Genomic DNA, 22199 nt, shown 5'->3' on the forward strand with positions numbered 1-22199 from the left:
CTATTCAACAAAAATGAATTAAAAATGGGTCATTTTTGAGCGGCAAATCACAATAAATTTACATACCCATTACAAGTTAGGGCGAGCGATAAAAAAGTCCTATCGCTGGAGGGGGTGAAGCCGTTGACAGAGTGCTGTGTTGTTTTGTGGTAGGGGCGCCGCATGCTGCGCCCAATAGCATAATCAATGGGTTAAATCGGGTCGAACATGTTCGACCCCTACCGGTTTAGCCCTTATACGGGTTTGTCAGCCGGTTGCAGCGTCGCTCTTCGGGTCATTTTGAAAACTGTAGCGATGGCGGCGATCAGCGCCGGCACGCACAGGAACATCAAAATGCTCTGCACTTCCCATTGCATGGCCAGCAACTGTGCCCCCATCATGGTGCCCGCCACGCCGCCAAAGCGGCCGATGCCCTGCATCCAGGCTATGCCGGTTGCGCGACTGTGGGTCGGGTAGAAAGTGGCTGCCAGCGTTTGCAGACCGGATTGCGCGCCGTTCATGGTGATGCCCATCAGGAAGATAAACGTACCCAGCAGCACGATATGGCTGTCCTCGGTCGCCATTGCCACAATCAGCAGAGCGGTAATGACAAAGCCGCTCGACACCACTTTATGGGCGTTCCAGCGGTCCATCAGCCAGCCGGCCACCAGAATGCCAAGCGTGCCGCCGAAGGTGAACAGCGAGGTCAAAATGGCCGATTGTTCCAGTTGATAGCCCAGTCCCTGCATCAGGATCGGCATCCAGCTCAGCAGCACGTAATAAATCACCAAGCCCATAAAGTACGTCAGCCACAGCATCAGCGTGCCGGTCAGATAAGGGCGGGTGAACAACAGGCCGACGCTGGTTTTGGACTGTGTCAATTTCTCTTCATACAGATAAAAGCGCGTCACGTTATCGAGATTCTGGCTGACAAAACGCTGGGCAATACGTTTGATTTTTGCCGCATCTTTACCGCGGTTCACCATGTATTTCACCGATTCCGGCAGGAACAGGATCAACAATAACGTCAGCGCCAACGGAGCGATCGCGCCCAACAACAGCACACTATGCCAGCCATACGCCGGGATCAGCCAAGACGAAATCGCACCACCTCCGGCTGCACCCAGCGGGAAGCCGCAGTACATGGTGTTAATAGCCAACGAACGACAGCGTTGTGGCGCATACTCGGAAATCAGCGTGATGGCGTTCGGCATCGCCGCCCCTAATCCCAGGCCGGTGAGGAAACGCCACAGAGTCAGGCTATTGAGCGAGCCGGCGTAGGCGGTAGCCAGGGTCGACAGGCCGAAGAACAGGCATGAAAATACCAGTACCCGCTTACGGCCGATACGGTCGGAAATCGGTCCGGCAACCAGGGCACCAAGGGACAGACCCAGCAGCGCGGCGCTCAGCACCGGGCCCAGATCCTGTTTAACAATGCCCCAGTCTTTGGCGACCGAGGGAGCGATATACCCCATGGCCGCCGTGTCAAAGCCATCAATGGCCAGGATCAGGAATCCCAAAATGATCAAGGTCCAGTGAAACAGCGAAAATTTGCTGTCATCGATGGCCTGCTGAATATTCAACTCGGTGGAATGAGCCATGGCAACCTCTAACGCAGATGTGATTGTGTGGATAAATCACCGGAACTGATGCCCGGCTTGTGCTTGCCTGTATATACATCTGCGCGCAGGCGCTTTATGTCAAATATATTTATCTTATGCGTTAAATAAATGTTGTTTTTGCGAAGCAGATTACATCGTAAACACAAGGAGATTGCTCAGTAAGCAAATAAAATGAAGCGGATAGCCGGTGAGATACGCTGGCGAAGGCGGGTAGGATAAAATTTAATACAATTTCGCCCGTTTGGTCGCCGGGCTGGAATCTGCGATAATCCCTTTTTACCTTTCCAGATTGAGAAACCGATGCAGTACCCGATTAATGAAATGTTCCAAACCTTGCAGGGCGAAGGCTTTTTCACCGGCGTTCCAGCCATCTTTATTCGCTTGCAGGGCTGCCCGGTAGGATGCAGCTGGTGCGACACCAAACATACCTGGGAAAAGGAAGCCAATCGGGAAGTCGATATGCAGCGGATCCTGGTGAAAACCGAAGAGAGCGACGCCTGGGGCAGCGCCAACGCCGAGCAGCTGTTGGCGGTGATGCGTCAACAGGGTTATACCGCACGCCACGTGGTAATCACCGGCGGCGAGCCCTGCATCTATGATTTGACTCCGCTGACCCAGTTGCTGGAAGACAACGGCTACGGCTGCCAGATTGAGACCAGCGGCACCCACGAAATCCGGTGTTCGGCGAAAACCTGGGTGACGGTATCCCCCAAGGTGAATATGCGCGGCGGCATGAAGGTGTTGGATCAGGCTTTGCAGCGCGCTGATGAAGTGAAGCACCCGGTTGGGCGTGAGCGCGATATCGAAGCATTGGATGTGCTGCTGGCGACGCTGCATGATGAGAAGCCGCGTATTATCGCGCTGCAGCCGATCAGCCAGAAGGAAGAGGCGACTCGCCTGTGCATCGCAACCTGCATTGCGCGCAACTGGCGCCTGTCGATGCAGACCCATAAATATCTGAACATCGCATAAAATTCAGGGCGCCATTGGGCGCCCTTTCTTTAACCTTTATACACGCATCCCGCGGTACAGGTTTCTTTCACCATCACCGCAGTCAGCTCCGGCAACTGGGGTTTGAGCTGTTGCCAGATCCAGGCGGCAAGCACTTCGCTGGTGGGATTTTCCAATCCTGGAATATCGTTCAGATAATGGTGATCCAGGCGCTCCCAAATAGGGGAGAACACGGCTTTAAGCTCGGCGAAATCCATCACCCAACCGGTATGTGCATCCACTTCACCGGTTACTTCCAGACGCACCATAAACGAATGCCCGTGCAGACGGCCACATTTATGGCCCTCAGGTACGTGCGGCAAACGGTGTGCGGCTTCAAACTGAAAATCTTTAAACAGCGTGGTTGCCATTATTACGGCCTCATTGACTCAAAAACCGCCGAAGTTTACCGGAAACGGAGCCTGCTTGCCATTTATACCGCTATGGTCTACCGCTGCTGTGGTCAATGCACGGTTAACACTTTTTTTGTTTGGTACCGACTGGACCTATCGGTTGGGGTAATGAGTGGTAAATGCGATTCATTCAAATAACGTTAAAAAAACAGCTTTATTTTCATTGAGATAAAAATATCTGCTTAGCGCTTTAAGCACTATCCGTTACCAGAAAAACAGCTTAGTCATTTTGGTTATTAATTATTGCTATCCCTTATTTAATCGTTGCTATTGTGCTCGGTAACCTTACAAACTCTCCTGTTCTTTTCAGGACCGCAGACTGAACGAAAAGACAGCGACTGACACTGGCGAGCACCTGGCTGGATAGGTGCCAAGTATAGGAAATAAGTACTGCAATGACGACTCAGGCTCCTCCAACATCGATGCTCCCGCTGACACCCGAACAGCTGGCGCGCCTGCAGGCGGCGATTGGTGAATATTCACCGACGCAGCTGGCGTGGCTGTCAGGTTATTTCTGGGGAATGGTTAATCAACAGCCTGGTGCGGTAGCCATTGCTCCGCCTGCCGCCGCTGCCGCCAGTATCACGCTGATTTCCGCCTCGCAGACCGGCAATGCTCGCCGCCTGGCGGAACAATTGCGCGACGATCTGTTGGCCGCCAAGCTGAGCGTCACGCTGGTTAATGCCGGCGACTACAAATTCAAGCAAATTGCCCAGGAACGTCTGCTGGTGATCGTCGCCTCCACCCAAGGGGAAGGTGAGCCGGCGGAAGAGGCGGTTGCCCTGCATAAATTCCTGTTCTCCAAGAAAGCGCCGAAGCTTAACGAAACCGCGTTTGCGGTCTTTGGCCTGGGGGACACTTCCTACGAAAACTTCTGTCAGTCGGGTAAAGATTTCGACGGCAAGCTGGCCGAACTGGGCGCTGAGCGTCTGGTCGAGCGGGTAGATGCCGACGTGGAATATCAGGAGCTGGCTACCGCCTGGCGTAAACAGGTGGTGGAGGTGTTGAAAGCGCGCGCACCGGCTGAAAACGCCGCACCGGGCGTGCTGGCCAGCGGTGCGATTGACCTGATCGACAGCAGCCCGTACAGCAAAGAACAGCCTCTGACCGCACAACTGGCAGTGAAGCAAAAAATTACCGGCCGGGCCTCAGACAAAGACGTGCGCCATATTGAAATCGACCTGGGTGATTCTGGTCTGCGTTACCAACCGGGCGATGCGCTGGGCGTGTGGTTCGATAACGACCCGGCACTGGTGGATGAACTGGTGCAACTGCTGTGGCTGAAGGGCGACGAACCGGTGGAAGTGGAAGGAAAAACCTTGCCGCTTTCGCAAGCGTTACGCAGCCATTTTGAACTGACGCAGAACACCACGCTAATCGTCGATAAATACGCGGCTCTGTCGCGCGACGAGAAGCTGATTGGTTTGTTAGCGGATAAAGCCGCGCTGCAGCATTACGCGCACAACACGCCAATTGTCGACATGGTGCGACAGGCGCCAGCCGATCTTAACGCCGAGCAGTTGATTGGCCTGCTGCGTCCGTTGACGCCGCGCCTGTATTCCATCGCCTCGTCGCAAGCCGAGACTGAAAACGAAGTGCACGTGACCGTCGGCGTGGTGCGTTACGACATCGAAGGGCGCGCCCGCGCAGGCGGTGCCTCCAGTTTCCTGGCCGATCGGCTGGAAGAAGATGGTGACGTGCGGGTGTTCATCGAACATAACGACAATTTCCGCCTGCCGGCCAACCCGGAAACTCCGGTGATCATGATTGGGCCAGGCACGGGCATTGCGCCGTTCCGCGCCTTTATGCAACAGCGTGATGCTGACGGTGCCGGCGGCAAGAACTGGTTGTTCTTCGGCAACCCGCACTTTACTGAAGACTTTTTGTATCAGGTCGAATGGCAGCGCTATGTGAAAGATGGCCTGCTGACCCGCATCGATCTGGCCTGGTCACGTGACCAGCAGCATAAAGTCTATGTCCAGGACAAATTGCGCGAACAGGGCGCGGAAGTGTGGCGTTGGATCCAGGAAGGCGCGCACATTTACGTCTGTGGCGATGCGAACCGCATGGCAAAAGACGTGGAAAACACATTACTGGAACTGGTGGCCGAGCACGGTGGCATGGATACCGAGCTGGCGGATGAATTTTTAAGTGAGCTGCGCCTTGAGCGCCGTTATCAGCGAGATGTCTACTGATGAGTGATAAACACCCGGGGCCTCTGGTGGTCGAAGGCAAATTGGCCGATGCCGAGCGTTTGAAGAAAGAAAGCAACTTCCTGCGCGGCACCATCGCCGAAGACTTGAAGGATGGCCTGACCGGCGGTTTTAACGGTGACAACTTCCTGCTGATCCGCTTCCACGGAATGTACCAGCAGGACGACCGTGATATCCGCGCCGAACGCGCCGAACAGAAGCTGGAACCGCGCCACGCCATGATGCTGCGTTGCCGTCTGCCGGGGGGGATTATCTCCCCACAGCAGTGGCTGGGCATTGATAAGTTCGCGCAGGAAAGCACGCTGTACGGCAGCATCCGCATCACCAACCGTCAGACTTTCCAGTTCCATGGCATTGTGAAGGGCGACGTTAAGCCGGTTCACCAGCTGTTGGGGCGCCTGGGATTGGACGCGCTGGCTACGGCTAACGACGTCAACCGCAACGTGCTTTGCACCTCTAACCCGGTGGAGTCCGAGCTGCACCAGGAAGCCTACGAGTGGGCGAAAAAGATCTCCGAACATCTGCTGCCGCGTACCCGCGCCTATGCTGAAGTGTGGCTGGATCAGGAAAAAGTGGCGACCACCGACGAAGAACCGATCCTCGGGGCGACTTATCTGCCGCGCAAGTTCAAAACCACGGTGGTGATCCCACCGCAAAACGACGTCGATCTGCACGCCAACGACATGAACTTTGTCGCTATTGCCAAAAACGGCAAGCTGGTGGGCTTTAACCTGCTGGTAGGCGGGGGCCTGTCGATTGAACACGGCAACAAGAAAACCTATGCGCGCAAGGCCAGCGAATTTGGCTATATCCCGCTGGAGCATACGCTGGCGGTCGCGGAAGCGGTGGTAACCACCCAGCGCGACTGGGGTAACCGTACCGATCGCAAGAACGCCAAAACCAAATACACGCTGGAACGCGTTGGGGTTGATACCTTCCGTGCCGAAGTGGAAAAACGGGCCGGTATCACCTTTGAACCGATCCGCCCGTACGAATTTACCGGCCGCGGCGATCGCATTGGCTGGGTTAAAGGCATTGATAACCAGTGGCACCTGACGCTGTTTATCGAGAATGGCCGTCTTCTGGACTATCCGGGACGCCCGTTGAAAACCGGCGTTGCCGAGATCGCCAGGATCCATAAAGGGGATTTCCGTCTGACGGCCAACCAGAACCTGATCGTTGCCGGCGTACCGGAAAGCGAGAAGGCGAAGATCGAAGCGATCGCTCGTGAACACGGATTGATCGACGATGGGGTCAGCGTGCAGCGTCAAAACTCGATGGCCTGCGTATCCTTCCCGACCTGCCCATTGGCGATGGCGGAGGCCGAGCGTTTTCTGCCGGCGTTCGTCACTAAAGTGGAAGGGATCCTGCACAGCCACGGTGTGGGTGACGAGCACATCGTATTGCGCATTACTGGTTGTCCGAACGGCTGTGGCCGCGCGCTGTTGGCGGAGATTGGCCTGGTGGGTAAAGCGGTTGGCCGCTATAACCTGCATTTGGGTGGCAATCGTGAAGGTACGCGTATTCCGCGCATGTACCGTGAAAATATCAACGAAGAAGAAATTCTGCGAGAGATTGACCAACTGGTGGGCCGCTGGGCCACAGAGCGTAACGCGGGCGAAGGCTTCGGTGATTTCACTATTCGCGCCGGGGTGGTCAAGCCGGTAATTGATTCGGCGCAGGATTTCTGGGACTGACGCCGTTTGGCCCCGCTTTCACCGGGGGCCGATCCGCGCGGTATGATTCAAGCATCAGGAGGCTGGCAACATGGCTGAATTCGATCTGGCGGCGCTGAATGCGCTGCCCAAGTCTGGGCAGGCGTTGGCACTGGCGGTAGTTAATGGCCAGTTGGAAACGCTTTCCGCCGAGCAACGCGTGGAATGGGCGCTGGAACATCTGCCCGGCGAGTTTGTGCTCTCTTCAAGTTTCGGCATTCAGGCAGCGGTATGTCTGCATTTGGTTACGCGGATCAAACCGGACATTCCGGTGATCCTCACCGATACTGGCTATCTGTTCCCGGAAACCTATCAGTTTATCGATCAGCTGGTCGACAAACTGAAGCTGAACCTGCAAGTGTTTCGTGCCGAGCAGTCGCCCGCCTGGCAAGAGGCTCGCTACGGGAAACTGTGGGAGCAGGGCGTTGAAGGTATCGAGAAATACAACCTGATCAACAAGGTTGAGCCGATGAATCGCGCATTGGAAACTCTGGGCGGGCAAACCTGGTTCGCCGGTCTGCGCCGCGAACAATCCGGCAGCCGCGCCAATCTGCCGGTACTGGCGGTGCAACGTGGGGTATTCAAGATCCTGCCGATTATCGACTGGGACAACCGCAAGATTTATCAATACCTGACCGAGCACGGCCTCAGTTATCACCCGCTGTGGGAACAAGGCTATCTGTCAGTGGGGGACACTCACACCACGCAGAAGTGGGAACCAGGCATGAGTGAAGAAGAAACCCGTTTCTTTGGCCTGAAACGTGAGTGTGGCCTGCACGAAGGCTAATCACGTATCAACATCGTCAAAGGGCTCAGCATTCGCTGGGCCCTTGGCGTTTTCAGAGAGACTACTTTTTCTGTTTTTGTGCTTTGGGTGGGTGCGCCTGAGCCAGTTCTTTAATCAGCGGCAGCAAAATCTGCACGCTCTCGCGGCTGCGCTTGTCGATGCGCCCTGGCAGATTGCGTTCCAGATATTGCAGGTTATCGTACTGCGGGCGATGCCAGGTGATGCCCTGCGGGAAGTGCGGGCTCACGGCGCGTTGCTGATAACCGTCTTTATCGCCCAGTGACCAGTTGGTGGCTTCGACCGACAGCACCGGGATACCGGCTTTATCAAACACTTCCTGATCGGAACAGCAGCCGGTGCCTTTCGGGTGTGCTTTGCTGCCCGGGTTGGTGGCGGCAGCGATGCCGTAGCGGTGGGCAATATCCAGTGCGCGATCGCGGCTCTGTTTCGCCAGCTTTGGCGGCGTATTGAGACCGGCGTTGAAATACAGGCGATCGCCGGTAATCAGGCTGTCGAGGTTAACCACCAGTAGGGTATTGTGTTTCTCTTCGTCGCTCATGCGCTGCAGGTAGTTCTGCGCGCCCAGCGAACCCAGTTCTTCGGCGCTGGTGGCGACAAAGCGCAGGCCGTAAGCGGTGGGGATGTTCTTAAGACGCTCCGCCAGTTCCAGCATAACGCCGACGCCAGAGGCATTGTCGTCGACGCCCTGCAGCGTCAAGCCGCCGAGATTGTTGTCCAGATCGGCGTCGCTTCGCGGCGTGTAGGTATCGAAATGCGCCACGATCAGAATCTGCTGAGGAAGGCTGCCATTTTTAGCGGCGATCACCGAGCTGGCGGTGATGTTATTCCAGTTCTTCTTGCCGTCTTTACTGGTGTACAGATAGCGGGTGTTGAAACTGCGGATATCGCTCTGATACCCCATCTTGCTGAACTGCTGTTTCAGATAGTCTGCGGTGAGCAATTCTGCCGGGCTACCGGCCATGCGGCCAGGAAAATAAGTGGCGATGTGGCGAGTCTGCTCGGCGGCGAATTTGCCCATCGGGGCCTCTTTTGCGGGCTGAGTGGCGGCCGAAACGCTGAAAACACCGCCGAGCGCTGCCACCAGCAGGCCGGTCTTCAGGTAAAAACGGGAAAACATACCGAAAAATCCTTCTTTGATATCGACAAGACCGATTATTTTTGCGGTGTCCAGTATGAGACGGTCGGCAAGATTAAACAATTTCTCCCGCTCTTAAATTTGGCGTAAATGCGCAAACCTTAGTCGCAATTATCGCCGGTTAAGCCGTGTGCTGCGGCCTATATTCCATAAAGTAACTAGTCATTCCTTTTCGTCATTTCAGAGGCCAAATCTCAGCCCGTATAGTCACACTATCATTCTGCATATATGAAAAGGCTGTTGTGGACTATCTACCTATATTTGCCGACCTGAAACAACGCCCGGTGTTGGTCGTTGGCGGCGGCGAAGTGGCTGCGCGCAAAGTGGATCTTCTCCTGCGCGCCGGGGCTGAAATACGGATAGTTGCGCAGTCACTCTCACCCATACTCGAAGAACTGCATCAGCAGGGGCGCATCCACTGGCAGGGGCAGGCTTTTGCCGCTCAGCAACTGGATGAGGTGTTCCTGGTGATTGCCGCAACCGACGACAGCGCGCTGAATGCCGAGGTGTTTGCCGAAGCGGATAAACGCCGGGTGCTGGCTAACGTGGTCGACGATCAGCCGCGCTGCTCGTTCATCTTTCCGTCGATTATCGATCGTTCACCGCTGGTGGTTGCCGTCTCTTCCAGCGGCCAGGCACCGGTGCTGGCACGTATGCTGCGTGAAAAACTCGAAGCTTTGTTGCCCGCCAGCCTGGGGCAGATGGCGGAGGTGGCCGGGCGTTGGCGCGGCCAGGTAAAACAGCGACTGAATGCGATCGGGGAACGTCGTCGCTTCTGGGAAAAAACATTCGGCGGACGTTTTGCCACGCTGGTGGCCAATGGCCAGTCCGCACAGGCCGAGCGGCAGTTGGAGCAGGATTTACAGCAGTTTGCCCAGGACGGCGAAGGCACCCAGGGCGAAATTGCGCTGGTGGGCGCAGGGCCGGGCGACGTGGGGTTATTGACCCTGCGCGGGCTACAGGTGATGCAGCAGGCCGATGTGGTGCTCTACGACCATCTGGTCAGCGATGAGATTCTGGATCTGGTGCGTCGCGATGCCGAGCGCATCTGCGTGGGCAAACGTGCCGGAGCACACTCGGTGATCCAGGAAGAAACCAACCGCCTGTTGGTGGAACTGGCGCAGCAGGGCAAGCGCGTGGTGCGATTGAAAGGCGGAGATCCCTTTATCTTTGGCCGCGGCGGCGAAGAGCTGCAGGTGGCCGCCGCTGCGGGCATTCCGTTCCAGGTGGTGCCGGGCGTTACCGCGGCGGCCGGCGCAACGGCCTATGCCGGCATTCCGCTGACGCACCGCGATCATGCGCAGAGCGTGACTTTTATTACCGGCCACTGTCGTCCCGACGGTGACGGGCTGGACTGGGCAGACTTGGCGCGAGCGCGTCAGACTCTGGCTATCTACATGGGCACCATGAAGGCGGCGGACATCAGCCAGCGCCTGATAGCCCACGGACGCGCGGCCACCACGCCGGTGGCGGTGATTAGCCGCGGCACGCGTGCGGATCAGCTGGTGCAAACCGGCACGCTGCAACAGCTTGAAAAATTGGCTCAACAGGCACCTTTGCCGGCGCTGCTGGTGATCGGCGAAGTGGTAGAGCTGCATCATCAAATTGCCTGGTTTGGGCATCAACCGCAGACGGAAGGGGCATCGCGGCCCGCCGTCGTGAATTTGGCTTAAGGATCTGTTATGGACGAAAAACGACTCACTCATTTGCGGCAATTGGAGGCGGAGAGTATCCATATCATCCGTGAAGTCGCCGCTGAATTCGGCAACCCGGTGATGCTCTACTCCATCGGTAAAGACTCTTCCGTGATGCTGCATCTGGCGCGTAAAGCCTTTTTCCCGGGTACGCTGCCGTTCCCGTTGCTGCATGTGGATACCGGTTGGAAATTCCGTGAAATGTACGAATTCCGCGATCGCACTGCGAAAGAGTACGGTTTTGAACTGCTGATCCACAAGAACCCGGAAGGCGTGGCGATGGGCATCAACCCGTTCGTTCACGGCAGCGCCAAGCATACCGATATCATGAAAACCGAAGGCCTGAAGCAGGCGCTTAACAAATACGGTTTTGATGCCGCCTTTGGCGGTGCCCGCCGTGACGAAGAGAAGTCACGCGCCAAAGAGCGTATCTATTCATTCCGTGATCGCTTCCACCGTTGGGACCCAAAAAACCAGCGCCCGGAGCTGTGGCACAATTACAACGGCCAAATCAACAAGGGCGAGAGCATTCGCGTGTTCCCGCTGTCGAACTGGACCGAGCTGGATATCTGGCAATACATTTTCCTGGAAAAAATCGACATCGTGCCGCTGTATCTGGCAAAACCGCGTCCGGTGGTAGAGCGCGACGGCATGTTGCTGATGGTGGACGACGATCGTATCGATCTGCAGCCTGGCGAAGTGATCAGCCAGCGCATGGTGCGTTTCCGCACGCTGGGCTGCTGGCCGCTGACCGGTGCGGTGGATTCCGAAGCGGAGACGCTGCCGGAGATCATCGAAGAGATGTTGGTGTCCACCACCAGTGAGCGCCAGGGACGGATGATCGACCGCGATCAGTCCGGCTCGATGGAGCTGAAAAAGCGTCAAGGGTATTTCTAAGGAGCCGCCGGATGAACAATGCAATTGCACAACAAATCGCTGAGCAGGGTGGGGTCGAATCTTACCTGCATGCGCAGCAACACAAAAGCCTGTTACGGTTCCTGACCTGCGGCAGCGTCGATGACGGCAAAAGTACCCTGATAGGCCGCTTGCTGCATGATACCCGTCAGATCTACGAAGATCAGCTGTCTACGCTGCACAGCGACAGCAAACGCATCGGCACCCAGGGCGAGAAACTGGATTTGGCGCTGCTGGTCGATGGCCTACAGGCCGAGCGTGAGCAGGGCATTACCATCGACGTAGCCTATCGCTATTTCTCGACCGAAAAGCGCAAATTTATTATTGCCGATACGCCGGGGCATGAGCAGTACACCCGCAATATGGCGACCGGGGCCTCGACCTGCGATCTGGCGATCCTGTTGATCGACGCACGCAAAGGGGTGCTGGATCAAACCCGGAGGCACAGTTTTATCGCCACGCTGTTGGGCATTCGCCATCTGGTGGTGGCGGTCAATAAAATGGACCTGGTAGATTACCAAGAGTCGGTGTTCGAACAGTTTAAACAGGATTATCTGACCTTCGCCCAACAGTTGCCGAACGATCTGGACATCAAGTTTGTGCCTTTGTCGGCGCTGGATGGCGACAACGTGGCCAGTGAAAGCGCCCAGATGCCTTGGTACAGCGGCCCGACGCTGCTGCAGGTGCTGGAGAGCGTGGATGTGATCAGCGAACGCGAGACGCAACCGCTGCGTTTCCCGGTGCAGTATGTCAACCGTCCTAACCTGGATTTCCGGGGCTATGCGGGCACGTTGTCCGCGGGTGTGGTGCGCGTCGGACAACGCGTGAAGGTATTGCCTTCCGGCGTGGAATCTACCGTAGCGCGTATTGTGACCTTTGATGGCGATCTGCAGGAAGCGGTGCCGGGCGAGGCGATCACGCTGGTGCTGGCAGATGAAGTGGATATTAGCCGCGGCGATCTGCTGGTCGATGCTGGGGAAACCCTGAAAGCGGCGCAAAGCGCGCTGGTGGACGTGGTGTGGATGGCTGAAAAACCACTGTTGCCGGGCCAAAGCTATGACATCAAAGTGGCTGGCAAAAAGACCCGTGCGCGGGTAGAAGGCATACGCCACCAGGTGGAAATCAACTCGCTGGCGCAGCATCAGGCGGACACTTTACCGCTCAATGGTATCGGTCTGGTCGAACTGACCTTCGATGAACCGCTGGTGCTGGACAGCTATCAACGCAACCACGATACCGGTGGGCTGATCTTTATCGATCGCCTGAGCAACGTCACCGTGGGTGCTGGCTTGATCCGCGAAACCTTGCAGGACGCTCAGGCATCAGCCGGCGACTTCAGCGCATTTGAACTGGAACTGAATGCTCTGGTGCGTAAACACTTCCCACATTGGGGCGCGCGCGACCTGATTGGGGGAAAATAACGTGACCGACGCTCAACTGCGGCCGACCGGGCCGGATGATGACAACGTGGTCTGGCATCCGCATGCGGTAACGCGTGCGGATCGCGAAGTCCGCAACGGCCACAAAGGCGTGGTGCTGTGGTTTACCGGGCTGTCCGGCTCGGGCAAATCTACCGTCGCCGGCGCGCTGGAACAGGCACTGCACGCCCATGGTGTCAGCACCTATCTGCTGGATGGCGACAACGTGCGTCACGGCCTGTGCCGCGACCTCGGTTTTTCCGACGACGACCGGCGCGAAAATATTCGTCGCGTGGGCGAAGTGGCGAAACTGATGGTGGACGCCGGCCTGGTGGTGTTGACCGCTTTCATTTCCCCACATCGCGCCGAACGGCAGATGGTGCGTGAACTGCTGGATGAAGATCGTTTCATCGAGGTGTTTGTCGACACGCCGTTGGCGGTTTGTGAAGTGCGCGATCCGAAAGGATTGTACAAAAAAGCCCGTGCCGGCGAGCTGCGTAATTTCACCGGTATCGACTCGGTTTACGAGGCGCCACAACGGCCGGATATTCACCTTGATGGCCAACAATTGGTAACAAATTTGATTGCGCAATTGTTAGACGTGCTGCGTGGTCGGGCTATTATCAAACCCTGAATTCAGAAAAGCGTGTGGCGTTTTTGCGCCATACGCTTTTTACGCTAAGCCCGCCGGAGAGCGCGCCGAATAACCAGGGATCGCTATGCAAAATGTCTCGCCTATCTTGATTGACGCAAACCAGGAGAAAGAGGAGCCCTCTTATTCTTTCCTGGGCGGTGTCTGCGGCTTTGTTTTCTACTGGCTGGCCTTCGCAGTGCCGTTTTTGGTTTACGGCTCCAACACCCTTTTCTTCCTGCTCTACACCTGGCCGTTCTTCCTGGCGCTGATGCCGGTTTCGGTGCTGATTGGCATCACGCTCAGCATGCTGCTGCGTGGCCGGTTGATTTTTACGCTGTTGCTGACCGGGACCATCGTTCTGTGCCTGTTCTGGCTGGTGTTCAGCTTTTTGACCGGTTGGTGAGGGAAAGGGCGCAGTCGCCTGCGCCCGAAGCATTGCAAAGCCGTGCCGAAGGTTACAAAACTTTGCTCAGAAAAGCCTGAGTGCGCGGATTGGCCGGGTGGCTGAAAATCTGCTGTGGCGAACCTTCTTCCTGAATGATCCCTTGATCGATAAACAGCACCCGATCGGCCACCTCACGGGCAAAGCCCATCTCATGCGTCACCACCACCATCGTCATGCCTTCGTGCGCCAATGACTTCATCACCGCCAGCACTTCGCCGACCAGCTCGGGATCCAGTGCGGAGGTCGGTTCGTCGAACAGCATGATTTTCGGTTCCATCGCCAGCGCGCGAGCAATGGCGACCCGCTGTTGCTGACCGCCGGACAGGCTGTTGGGATAAGCGTCGATTTTGTCCAGCAGGCCCACCTTTTGCAGCAGCGCCTCTGCCCGCAGTATGGCCTCTGCGCGCGACAGCTTTTTCACGCCCATCGGCGCCATGATGATGTTTTCCAGCACCGTCATGTGCGGGAACAGGTTAAAGCGTTGAAACACCATGCCGACGCTCTCACGCATTTTATTGAGATCGGTTTTCTGGCTGTGTATGGCAAAACCGTTCACCAGGATCTCACCGCCGGACAGGGTCTCGAGCGCGTTGATACAGCGCAGGAAGGTACTTTTACCGGAGCCGGACGGGCCGATGACGCAGACCACTTCGTTGGCTGCGATTTCGCAGGAAATACCACGCAGCACGTGGCTTTCGCCGAATTGTTTTTGCAGATTATGTACGCGAATCACTTTTCCCGAACCTCTTTTCCATGTGTTGCACCATCAGCGAAAGCAGGAAGGTGAGGACCCAATAGACCAGCGAAATGGTCAGGTAGGGCTCCCAATAGGTGGCATAGGCGCCGGAAACCGTGCGGGCGGCATAGGCCAGATCGGCAAGACCGATGGCGGAGGCCAGCGAAGAGTCTTTGACGATGGCAATGGCATTGTTGCCCAGCGGCGGCAGCATGCGGCGAAACGCCTGCGGCAGGATCACTTTGCGCATGGTTTTGCCGTAGCTCATGCCCAGCGAACGCGAAGCTTCCATCTGACCGCGATCGATAGACTGAATGCCGGCGCGGAAAATTTCCGAGACGTATGCACCCGCGTTCAGCGTAATCGCCACCACGCAGGAGAGAAATGCGCCGTAATCGGAGCGCAACGCGCGGGCGAAATCGGTGCTCATCAGGCCGCTGGTGACCAGCAGACCGTCACGTGGGTTGATAAACAGCGGTACCAGCGCGAAATGCACCACCATAATCTGGACAAACAGCGGCGTACCGCGGAAGGCGCTGATGTAGATGCGCACCGGCCACTGAACGCCATAATGCAGTATCGGTTTCCAGATGCCGTGTGGTGCCTGCGCCAGACGGCCGAGCCCGAGGATCAGCCCCCAGGTGGTGCCCAGTATCACGCAGATAATGGTGCATTTAATGGTCATCCAGGCGCCTTCCATAAACAGCGGGGCGTACTCCTGGATTATCTCCCAACGGAAATTCAAGGTCGGATCCTTCTTAAAAGTCTCTAGACTGCTGTGTTGACGAACGACGATAGTTTATTCGGCGGGCAGCGTGGGGACGTTGCTGTCAAACCAGGTCTGGTAGATTTTGGCGTAGGTGCCGTCGGCGATGATTTTCTTCAGGCCGGCGTTGATTTTGCCGCGCAGTTCGTCATTGCCTTTGGCCACGGCGATACCGAAATACTGACGTTCGAATTTGGCATCGGACACCAGTTTGAACTCTTTTTCCGGATGGGTTTTGATATAGAACTTGGCCACGCCGACGTCGCCCACGGCCGCGCCGATACCGTCTTCATACAGCTCTTGCAGCATTAACGGGGTATTGTCGAAACGTTTGATGGCGGTGTTGTTTTTGCCTAACACGTCGGACACCACGATGTCGCCGGTGCTGGAGTTGACTACGCCGACCTTCAGCGCTTTCAAGGCGGCAATCGAGTCTACGCCAGAGTCTTTGGGGACCACGATAGCCTGCTCTGCCGGGAAGTAAGGTACAGAGAAATCAACCATTTGTTTGCGTTTATCGGTAATGGTGATGCCGGAAATAATGATGTCGCGATCGCCGGAGTTCAGCGTGGCGAAAATACCTTCCCACGGCGTATTCACCAGTTTGACCTGAAAGTTCTCGGCCTTGGCTACCGCCTTGATGATATCGATATCAAAGCCTTCCAGCTGTTTGCTGCTGTTTTCGAATTCGAACGGACGGTAGGTGCCGCCAGAGCCGACGACGTAGGTAGGTTCAGCCGCCAGGACGGAGGCCGACAGGGTGGCAGCCAGACAGGCGCCAATCACAACTAAAGATTTAAACATCGCTATCCCCGGTAATTAAAAATGATCCATTGGATTTATTTATGCACTATGAGTGCATAAAAATAATCTTTAATGAATAAAAACACAACTCCTACCTGATGATGAAATTTTTAATGGTGTTAAATATGCAGTTTGTGCTTGTGGCTGGCGAATGCTTTGGTGAAATCAGCGGGTAGCCAGTTTTTCTTACTGCATAACCGGAAAAAACGTTGAAGGGGAAAATGTTGCGGCCCAGGCTGGTTTTTCTGTGATGAAAGTGGTTTTTTTTGCCGCTTTCGAAGTGAATTTAGGTTATAAACTCAGGAAATTATCATCCTACTCTGAATTTGGCGGCGAAATGCCGTTCTCTGTGTGGAGTCCAACGAAAAGTTGTGGGATGATTGGTCGGTTTTTCAGGGGGCGGAGATGGGAAAACTTACGCTGCTATTGCTGGCATTGCTCGGTTGGTTACAGTATTCACTGTGGCTGGGCAAAAATGGTATTCACGATTACGTGCGGGTCAATGAGGATGTTGCGCTCCAACAGGGCAGCAATGCCAAATTGAAAGCGCGTAACGATCAGCTGTTCGCCGAAATCGACGATTTGAACGGCGGTCAGGAAGCGATCGAAGAGCGTGCGCGCAATGAGCTGAGCATGATTAAGCCCGGTGAGACTTTCTATCGTCTGGTTCCTGACCAATCCAGACGCAACGCGGCGTCCGCCTCGCAAAATAACCTACAAAAGTAACGCATGAATCACTCCGCAGGAACCTTTCCATCGGTGATCGCCGTCCTGCCCGCTGCCGGTATTGGCAGCCGCATGCAGGTTGATTGCCCAAAGCAATATTTAACCATCGGCCACCAAACCATTCTCGAACACGCGATCCACGCGCTGCTGCGCCATCCGCGTATTTCGCAGGTGATTGTGGCGATAGGCCCCGACGATCAGCAGTTCCACCAGTTGCCGATAGCGCAGGATCCCCGCGTGCAGGCTACCATTGGCGGGCAGCAACGCGCCGACTCGGTAATGGCCGGCTTGCAGCTGGCTGGTGAGGCAAAATGGGTGCTGGTGCACGACGCGGCGCGCCCCTGTCTGCATGCCGACGATCTCGACCGCCTGTTGGCGATTACCGAACATAGCGACGTGGGGGGGATTTTGGCGGCGCCGGTGCGTGACACCATGAAGCGCGCAGAGCCTGGCCACGGGGCCATTTCTCATACGGTAGAACGTCAGGACCTGTGGCATGCGTTAACGCCGCAGCTGTTCCCACTGGCGTTGCTCAAGCAGTGCCTGCAGCGCGCGCTGGATGACGGGGCGACGGTGACCGACGAGGCGTCGGCCCTGGAGCACTGCGGCTATCATCCGCTGCTGGTCAATGGGCGTTCGGACAATATTAAGGTCACGCGGCCGGAAGATTTGGCGCTGGCGGCATTCTATTTAACTCAGTTAGACAATTAAGGAGCGCATCATGCGTATCGGCCACGGTTTTGACGTACATAAATTTGGCGGCGAAGGCCCGTTGGTGATCGGTGGCGTTCGTATTCCTTATGAAAAAGGTTTGCTGGCCCACTCTGATGGCGACGTAGCACTGCACGCCGCGACCGATGCCCTGCTGGGCGCGGCAGCGCTGGGGGATATCGGCAAGCTGTTCCCGGATACTGACCCGGCCTTCAAAGGTGCCGATAGCCGCGAGTTGTTGCGCGAAGCCTGGAAACGCATCCGCGCCAAGGGCTATCGTCTGGGCAACCTGGACATCACTATTATTGCCCAGGCCCCTAAGATGGCACCGCATATCCCGCAGATGCGCATTTTCCTGGCGGAAGACCTGCAATGCCATATGGACGACGTTAACGTTAAGGCTACCACCACCGAACAACTCGGTTTCACCGGGCGTGGTGAGGGTATTGCCTGCGAAGCGGTTGCCTTGTTGATCAAGGAATAAGCGCATGGATATGGCTAACCTGACCTGGCTGCATGGCCAGCCGCAAAGCACCGGCGTGCTGAAGGCCAACCCGGAAGATTTCGTGGTGGTGGAAGACCTGGGCTTTGAGCCGGATGGCGAAGGCGAACACGTGCTGGTGAACATCCGCAAAAACGGTTGTAACACCCAGTTCGTCGCCGATTACCTGGCGCGCTTTGCCGGTATTCATGCCCGCTCCGTCAGCTACGCGGGCTTAAAAGATCGTCATGCGGTAACCGAACAGTGGTTCTGTTTGCATCTGCCAGGGAAAGAGACGCCGGACTTTACCCAGTTCTCACTGGAAGGCTGTGAAGTGCTGGCCAGCGCCCGGCACCTGCGCAAAATGCGGATTGGCACCTTGAAAGGCAATGCCTTTACTCTGGTGCTGCGTCATATCTCCGATCGTCAGGATGTAGAACAACGTCTGCAGGCGATTGAGACCGGCGGTGTACCGAATTACTTCGGCAGTCAGCGCTTTGGGCGCGGCGGTAACAACCTGGTGATGGCGCGACGTTGGGCGAATGACGAGATCCGGGTGAAAGAACGCAGCAAGCGTAGCTTTTATCTTTCTGCCAGTCGCAGCGCGCTGTTTAACCTGATCGCCAGCCGGCGATTGGCCAATCAGCAGCAACATACCGTGCTGGAAGGGGATGCCCTTCAACTTAGCGGTCGTGGCAGTTGGTTTGTTGCCAAACCGGAAGAGCTGGAAGCGTTGCAGCAACGCCTGGAAGCCGGTGAGCTGATGATCACCGCTCCTTTACCCGGTGATGGCGAACCGGGCACCGCCGGGGAAGCGTTGAGCTTTGAACAGCAGTGTCTGCTGGAACAGCCGGAGCTGATGTCGCTTTTAAAGCGCGAACGCGTAGATCCGGCCCGCCGAGCCTTGCTGTTACAGCCGAAAGATATGCAGTGGGACTGGTGGGACGATGCCACCGTCGAACTGCGTTTCTGGCTGCCGGCCGGCAGTTTCGCCACCAGCGTGGTGCGCGAAATTATGCGGCAGGACAGTAGCGATGCGGATATTAGCGAGTAATAATCAAGAAACCTGCGCAAGCAGGTTTTTTTTCGCCAGAAGAATGACTCGTGGCGGTTCAGCCTTGAGTTCCCTGCCTTTTCCCATGGTCACTGGACATGGCGGGGGCAGTAAACATAATATCTGCTGATTAAGCGCCTCCTTTTGGGCGGTCATACCGAGTAGTTAAATCCCAGGCTGCGTTGAGCGGTGCCTGGTTGAGAGATAAAAAGAAGACAACCTCTTATGCGGATATTGCTGAGTAATGACGACGGTGTTACCGCCCCAGGCATTCAGGTGCTGGCGGCAGCGCTGCGAGAGTTTGCTGAGGTGCAGGTTGTGGCACCCGATCGTAACCGCAGCGGTTCTTCCAATGCGCTGACGTTGGAATCCCCATTGCGCACCCTGACGATGCCCAATGGGGATATCGCCGTACAGCAAGGAACACCGACCGATTGCGTATACCTGGGAGTGAATGCCCTGATGCAACCTGCGCCGGATATCGTGGTTTCCGGTATCAATGCCGGCCCCAATCTGGGCGATGACGTGATCTACTCCGGCACCGTGGCTGCCGCCATGGAAGGGCGCCATTTGGGCTTGCCTGCGCTAGCCGTGTCGTTGAACGGCCATCAGCATTATGCTACCGCGGCGGCGATCACCTGCCGGGTGCTGCGTGCCCTGTTGCGTGAACCGTTACGCACTGGAAAAATTCTGAATATCAACGTGCCGGATTTGCCGTTGGGCGAGATCAAAGGCATTCGCGTGACCCGCTGCGGCAGTCGCCATCCGGCCGACAAAGTGTTCTGCCAACAGGATCCTCGTGGGCAAAACCTTTACTGGATTGGGCCTCCGGGTGATAAGTTTGATGTCGGGCCGGACACGGATTTCGCTGCGGTAGAACAGGGTTATGTCGCGATTACACCCTTGCAGGTGGATTTGACCGCTTATGCGGCCCAGGATGTAGTAAAAACGTGGTTAACCAAAGCAGGGGTTGGCGGGGAATGGTGAACAAGCGTATGCAAACATTGCTGACGCAACTGCGTCAACAAGGGATCCAGGACGAACGATTACTGCGGGCCATTGAGGCAGTGCCGCGTGAACGCTTTGTTGATGAAGCGCTTGAACACAAAGCTTATGAAAATACGGCGCTGCCTATCGGCTCAGGTCAAACGATCTCCCAGCCTTATATGGTGGCACGGATGACCGAACTCTTAAACCTGACGCCTACATCCAGGGTATTGGAGATCGGCACGGGTTCCGGTTATCAGACCGCCATACTGGCGCACCTGGTGCAGCATGTGTGCTCCGTTGAGCGTATCAAGGGATTGCAATGGCAGGCGAAACGTCGCCTGAAGCAACTCGACCTTCACAATGTTTCTACTCGTCACGGTGACGGTTGGCAGGGGTGGGCTTCGCGGGGGCCGTTCGATGCCATTATTGTCACCGCCGCGCCGCCGGAGATCCCCCCGGCGTTGATGGAACAGCTAGACGACGGCGGTATTTTGGTTTTGCCGGTCGGTGAGCAGGCTCAGATCCTCAAGCGTATTCAGCGCCAGGGGAATGAATTTACTATCGATATCGTCGAAGCGGTGCGCTTTGTACCACTGGTGAAAGGCGAACTGGCCTAGCGATTGTCTGAATTTTCGACAGGATATGAAATCTGTTGCACTTTCATCACCTCCGGTTAAGGTTTTAGCGTTTCAATAAAACTAATTTTCAATACAATTGCCTTTCTGCGTAGTTGTCTTATGGTGCAGCAGCGCTAATGTGGTTAGCATGGCGCGCTGTTTTGAGGCTCCGGTATGAGGTTTTCTGACGTTCAGAAATCGGCCGCGGGCACCTTTCATTGTAGGAACGTAGAGAATGTTAAAAGCTCAGCTACGATGTAAAGGGTATTTTGGATATATCGCTGATATTGCTGTCATGGGGGAAGCATGAGCACGGGAAGCCCAATGATTACATTACGCCGGGTTGCGGTGTGTACGATGGTAAGTTTGTGGTTGGCGGGTTGTTCGAACAATGCGTCGACATCGGCCCCTATCAGTAGCGTGGGCGGCGGTGGTGCCGGAGCCGCTGCATCCAGCAATGCTGGGGCGCAGGTGGGCTCTGAGGGACACATTGTTTACAACCGCAGTTATACTTCGATCCCCAAAGGGAGCTACAGCGGTAATACCTATACGGTTAAGCGCGGAGACACGCTGTTTTACATCGCCTGGATCACCGGAAATGATTACCGTGACCTGGCTCAGCGTAACAATATTCCTGAACCCTACAGTCTGAATGTGGGTCAAAACATTCAGCTTGGTAATGGTTCGGCTACCGGAAATGGCGGCATGCTGGCGGCGACAGACGCAACCAGCGGCGGCGTACCTAAGCCACCATCGACCTCCCAGATACAAACTGCAACGGTTGATTCTCAATCAACTAACGCGTATTCTGATAATTCGGGTAAACAGAATGTAGGTAAGATGTTACCTGCAGCAGGCGCAGTGGCGGCAACTACCGCAACAGCCCCTGTTACCGCACCGGTTGTTGCTCCTCCAGTGAGCAGCACCGTCAGCAACAGCGCTCCGGTAAGTACCTGGAGATGGCCGACTGACGGGAAGATTATTGATAACTTTTCCTCATCAGAAGGTGGGAATAAAGGTGTCGATATCGCCGGGTCTCGTGGGCAGCCTATCTTCGCTACCGCCGATGGTCGTGTAGTGTACGCAGGCAACGCTTTACGGGGTTACGGTAATCTAATCATCATCAAACACAATGATGATTACCTGAGCGCCTACGCTCACAACGACACAATGCTGGTCCGGGAACAACAAGAAGTGAAGGCGGGTCAAAAAATAGCCACCATGGGTAGCACCGGAACCAGTTCAGTACGTTTGCATTTTGAAATTCGTTACAAGGGGAAATCCGTAAACCCGCTGCGTTATCTTCCGCAGCGATAGATTGGGCAGAATACGC

22 protein-coding genes are annotated in these 22199 nt (G+C 56.0%); 16 read left to right on the plus strand and 6 right to left on the minus strand.

Translation table 11 applies throughout. The features are described 5' to 3' along the window. Window positions 1-233: 233 nt before the first annotated feature. Window positions 234-1580 carry an MFS transporter gene (locus M495_RS03355; RefSeq protein ID WP_020825252.1) on the minus strand — a complete coding sequence of 449 codons (1347 nt, stop codon included), beginning with the start codon at window positions 1578-1580 and terminating at the stop codon, window positions 234-236. A gap of 321 nt (window positions 1581-1901) precedes the next feature. Between M495_RS03355 and queE the strand changes: the two genes are divergently transcribed. Then, window positions 1902-2573 (plus strand): 7-carboxy-7-deazaguanine synthase QueE, encoded by a 672-nt coding sequence (gene queE / locus M495_RS03360; RefSeq protein WP_020825253.1) that lies wholly within the window; start codon window positions 1902-1904, stop codon window positions 2571-2573. Window positions 2574-2602: 29 nt separating this feature from the next. Here the strand turns inward: queE and queD are convergent, their stop codons facing one another. Continuing rightward, window positions 2603-2962 carry a 6-carboxytetrahydropterin synthase QueD gene (queD, locus tag M495_RS03365; RefSeq protein ID WP_020825254.1) on the minus strand — a complete coding sequence of 120 codons (360 nt, stop codon included), beginning with the start codon at window positions 2960-2962 and terminating at the stop codon, window positions 2603-2605. Window positions 2963-3399: 437 nt separating this feature from the next. Here queD and cysJ point away from each other — a divergent pair, with 437 nt between their 5' ends. The 3 genes from cysJ to M495_RS03380 all read left to right on the plus strand — a co-directional run bounded on the left by cysJ (window position 3400) and on the right by M495_RS03380 (window position 7719). Then, window positions 3400-5199 (plus strand): NADPH-dependent assimilatory sulfite reductase flavoprotein subunit, encoded by a 1800-nt coding sequence (cysJ, locus tag M495_RS03370; protein WP_041414210.1) that lies wholly within the window; start codon window positions 3400-3402, stop codon window positions 5197-5199. Then, window positions 5199-6914: an assimilatory sulfite reductase (NADPH) hemoprotein subunit gene (gene cysI, locus M495_RS03375; protein ID WP_020825256.1), complete on the plus strand. Its 1716-nt coding sequence runs from the start codon at window positions 5199-5201 to the stop codon at window positions 6912-6914. The genes cysJ and cysI overlap by 1 nt, the downstream gene beginning before the upstream one ends. 70 nt (window positions 6915-6984) lie before the next feature. Beyond that, window positions 6985-7719 carry a phosphoadenylyl-sulfate reductase gene (locus M495_RS03380; protein ID WP_020825257.1) on the plus strand — a complete coding sequence of 245 codons (735 nt, stop codon included), beginning with the start codon at window positions 6985-6987 and terminating at the stop codon, window positions 7717-7719. A gap of 61 nt (window positions 7720-7780) precedes the next feature. On the opposite strand, the gene M495_RS03385 is transcribed toward M495_RS03380, so the two are convergent. After that, window positions 7781-8857, minus strand: coding sequence for an aminopeptidase (locus M495_RS03385; RefSeq protein WP_020825258.1), 1077 nt, complete (start codon window positions 8855-8857; stop codon window positions 7781-7783). Window positions 8858-9117: 260 nt separating this feature from the next. Here M495_RS03385 and cysG point away from each other — a divergent pair, with 260 nt between their 5' ends. From cysG to M495_RS03410, 5 genes are all read left to right on the plus strand, one after another. Then, window positions 9118-10548 carry a siroheme synthase CysG gene (cysG, locus tag M495_RS03390; RefSeq protein ID WP_020825259.1) on the plus strand — a complete coding sequence of 477 codons (1431 nt, stop codon included), beginning with the start codon at window positions 9118-9120 and terminating at the stop codon, window positions 10546-10548. A gap of 9 nt (window positions 10549-10557) precedes the next feature. Further along, the gene (gene cysD / locus M495_RS03395; RefSeq protein WP_020825260.1) at window positions 10558-11466 is read left to right on the plus strand and encodes a sulfate adenylyltransferase subunit CysD; all 909 of its coding nucleotides are present in this window, start codon (window positions 10558-10560) and stop codon (window positions 11464-11466) included. A gap of 11 nt (window positions 11467-11477) precedes the next feature. Then, window positions 11478-12905 (plus strand): sulfate adenylyltransferase subunit CysN, encoded by a 1428-nt coding sequence (cysN, locus tag M495_RS03400; RefSeq protein ID WP_020825261.1) that lies wholly within the window; start codon window positions 11478-11480, stop codon window positions 12903-12905. Window position 12906: 1 nt separating this feature from the next. Further along, window positions 12907-13536, plus strand: a complete 630-nt coding sequence (gene cysC / locus M495_RS03405) for an adenylyl-sulfate kinase (protein WP_041414213.1) — start codon at window positions 12907-12909, stop codon at window positions 13534-13536. Between the two features lie 85 nt (window positions 13537-13621). After that, window positions 13622-13939 (plus strand): DUF3561 family protein, encoded by a 318-nt coding sequence (locus M495_RS03410; protein WP_020825263.1) that lies wholly within the window; start codon window positions 13622-13624, stop codon window positions 13937-13939. Window positions 13940-13991: 52 nt separating this feature from the next. Here M495_RS03410 and M495_RS03415 read toward each other — a convergent pair whose 3' ends face one another. From M495_RS03415 to M495_RS03425, 3 genes are all read right to left on the minus strand, one after another. Further along, window positions 13992-14714 carry an amino acid ABC transporter ATP-binding protein gene (locus M495_RS03415; protein WP_020825264.1) on the minus strand — a complete coding sequence of 241 codons (723 nt, stop codon included), beginning with the start codon at window positions 14712-14714 and terminating at the stop codon, window positions 13992-13994. Beyond that, complete coding sequence (locus M495_RS03420) at window positions 14698-15417, minus strand: amino acid ABC transporter permease (protein WP_044033777.1); 720 nt, start codon at window positions 15415-15417, stop codon at window positions 14698-14700. Before M495_RS03420 ends, M495_RS03415 begins: the two co-directional genes overlap by 17 nt. A gap of 99 nt (window positions 15418-15516) precedes the next feature. Continuing rightward, complete coding sequence (locus M495_RS03425) at window positions 15517-16287, minus strand: basic amino acid ABC transporter substrate-binding protein (RefSeq protein ID WP_020825265.1); 771 nt, start codon at window positions 16285-16287, stop codon at window positions 15517-15519. Between the two features lie 405 nt (window positions 16288-16692). Here M495_RS03425 and ftsB point away from each other — a divergent pair, with 405 nt between their 5' ends. The 7 genes from ftsB (at window position 16693) to nlpD (ending at window position 22183) form a co-directional block, all read left to right on the plus strand. Then, complete coding sequence (gene ftsB / locus M495_RS03430; RefSeq protein ID WP_020825266.1) at window positions 16693-17013, plus strand: cell division protein FtsB; 321 nt, start codon at window positions 16693-16695, stop codon at window positions 17011-17013. Window positions 17014-17016: 3 nt separating this feature from the next. Beyond that, a complete protein-coding gene (gene ispD, locus M495_RS03435) occupies window positions 17017-17724 on the plus strand; it encodes a 2-C-methyl-D-erythritol 4-phosphate cytidylyltransferase (RefSeq protein WP_041414218.1) in 708 nt (235 codons plus the stop codon). 10 nt (window positions 17725-17734) lie between these two features. Beyond that, a complete protein-coding gene (ispF, locus tag M495_RS03440; RefSeq protein ID WP_004950274.1) occupies window positions 17735-18208 on the plus strand; it encodes a 2-C-methyl-D-erythritol 2,4-cyclodiphosphate synthase in 474 nt (157 codons plus the stop codon). A gap of 4 nt (window positions 18209-18212) precedes the next feature. After that, window positions 18213-19259 carry a tRNA pseudouridine(13) synthase TruD gene (gene truD, locus M495_RS03445; RefSeq protein WP_020825268.1) on the plus strand — a complete coding sequence of 349 codons (1047 nt, stop codon included), beginning with the start codon at window positions 18213-18215 and terminating at the stop codon, window positions 19257-19259. 225 nt (window positions 19260-19484) lie between these two features. Further along, window positions 19485-20246 carry a 5'/3'-nucleotidase SurE gene (surE, locus tag M495_RS03450; protein ID WP_020825269.1) on the plus strand — a complete coding sequence of 254 codons (762 nt, stop codon included), beginning with the start codon at window positions 19485-19487 and terminating at the stop codon, window positions 20244-20246. After that, entirely contained in the window at window positions 20240-20866 is a 627-nt protein-coding gene (locus tag M495_RS03455; protein ID WP_020825270.1) for a protein-L-isoaspartate(D-aspartate) O-methyltransferase, read from the plus strand. The genes surE and M495_RS03455 overlap by 7 nt, the downstream gene beginning before the upstream one ends. Before the next feature lie 324 nt (window positions 20867-21190). Continuing rightward, window positions 21191-22183, plus strand: a complete 993-nt coding sequence (nlpD, locus tag M495_RS03460; RefSeq protein WP_041414221.1) for a murein hydrolase activator NlpD — start codon at window positions 21191-21193, stop codon at window positions 22181-22183. Window positions 22184-22199: the final 16 nt, after the last annotated feature.

It is taken from the genome of Serratia liquefaciens ATCC 27592 (genome assembly GCF_000422085.1).
Classification (GTDB): domain Bacteria; phylum Pseudomonadota; class Gammaproteobacteria; order Enterobacterales; family Enterobacteriaceae; genus Serratia; species Serratia liquefaciens.

What these genes read in the sequence shown, in the direction of transcription:
- M495_RS03355 (WP_020825252.1), bottom strand. Translation starts at nt 1,580, where the DNA reads ATGGCTCATTCCACCGAGTTGAATATTCAGCAGGCCATCGATGACAGC.
- queE (WP_020825253.1), top strand. Translation starts at nt 1,902, where the DNA reads ATGCAGTACCCGATTAATGAAATGTTCCAAACCTTGCAGGGCGAAGGC.
- queD (WP_020825254.1), bottom strand. Translation starts at nt 2,962, where the DNA reads ATGGCAACCACGCTGTTTAAAGATTTTCAGTTTGAAGCCGCACACCGT.
- cysJ (WP_041414210.1), top strand. Translation starts at nt 3,400, where the DNA reads ATGACGACTCAGGCTCCTCCAACATCGATGCTCCCGCTGACACCCGAA.
- cysI (WP_020825256.1), top strand. Translation starts at nt 5,199, where the DNA reads ATGAGTGATAAACACCCGGGGCCTCTGGTGGTCGAAGGCAAATTGGCC.
- M495_RS03380 (WP_020825257.1), top strand. Translation starts at nt 6,985, where the DNA reads ATGGCTGAATTCGATCTGGCGGCGCTGAATGCGCTGCCCAAGTCTGGG.
- M495_RS03385 (WP_020825258.1), bottom strand. Translation starts at nt 8,857, where the DNA reads ATGTTTTCCCGTTTTTACCTGAAGACCGGCCTGCTGGTGGCAGCGCTC.
- cysD (WP_020825260.1), top strand. Translation starts at nt 10,558, where the DNA reads ATGGACGAAAAACGACTCACTCATTTGCGGCAATTGGAGGCGGAGAGT.
- cysN (WP_020825261.1), top strand. Translation starts at nt 11,478, where the DNA reads ATGAACAATGCAATTGCACAACAAATCGCTGAGCAGGGTGGGGTCGAA.
- M495_RS03410 (WP_020825263.1), top strand. Translation starts at nt 13,622, where the DNA reads ATGCAAAATGTCTCGCCTATCTTGATTGACGCAAACCAGGAGAAAGAG.
- M495_RS03420 (WP_044033777.1), bottom strand. Translation starts at nt 15,417, where the DNA reads ATGGAAGGCGCCTGGATGACCATTAAATGCACCATTATCTGCGTGATA.
- M495_RS03425 (WP_020825265.1), bottom strand. Translation starts at nt 16,287, where the DNA reads ATGTTTAAATCTTTAGTTGTGATTGGCGCCTGTCTGGCTGCCACCCTG.
- ftsB (WP_020825266.1), top strand. Translation starts at nt 16,693, where the DNA reads ATGGGAAAACTTACGCTGCTATTGCTGGCATTGCTCGGTTGGTTACAG.
- ispD (WP_041414218.1), top strand. Translation starts at nt 17,017, where the DNA reads ATGAATCACTCCGCAGGAACCTTTCCATCGGTGATCGCCGTCCTGCCC.
- ispF (WP_004950274.1), top strand. Translation starts at nt 17,735, where the DNA reads ATGCGTATCGGCCACGGTTTTGACGTACATAAATTTGGCGGCGAAGGC.
- truD (WP_020825268.1), top strand. Translation starts at nt 18,213, where the DNA reads ATGGATATGGCTAACCTGACCTGGCTGCATGGCCAGCCGCAAAGCACC.
- surE (WP_020825269.1), top strand. Translation starts at nt 19,485, where the DNA reads ATGCGGATATTGCTGAGTAATGACGACGGTGTTACCGCCCCAGGCATT.
- M495_RS03455 (WP_020825270.1), top strand. Translation starts at nt 20,240, where the DNA reads ATGGTGAACAAGCGTATGCAAACATTGCTGACGCAACTGCGTCAACAA.
- nlpD (WP_041414221.1), top strand. Translation starts at nt 21,191, where the DNA reads ATGATTACATTACGCCGGGTTGCGGTGTGTACGATGGTAAGTTTGTGG.